The sequence below is a fragment of the Mesorhizobium sp. WSM4840 genome (assembly GCF_055811755.1).
In genome coordinates, this window is sequence record NZ_JBVVQD010000157.1 from 1 (window position 1) to 219 (window position 219).

General features: G+C 67.6%; 1 protein-coding gene. It reads right to left on the minus strand.

Annotated features, from left to right (window positions below; translation table 11 throughout):
* Nucleotides 1-219, minus strand: a 219-nt coding sequence (locus AC0L3I_RS37105) for a transposase (protein WP_473530250.1), incomplete at both ends; no start/stop codon positions are given.

The following is a 219-nucleotide window of genomic DNA, read 5'->3' on the forward strand; positions in this document are numbered from 1 at the left end:
TCGTCGACCGAGCGCGTCGAGATACCCTGGACGTAGGCCTCCTGGATGACGGCGGTCAGCGCCTTCTCGGCCATGCGCCGCGGCTCCAGGAAGCTCGGGAAGTAAGAGCCCTTCCTGAGCTTGGGGATGCGCAGTTCGACGGTGCCGGCCCGCGTCTCCCAGTCTCTGTCGCGGTAGCCGTTGCGCTGGACAAGCCGCAGCGGGGTCTTCTCGCCATGG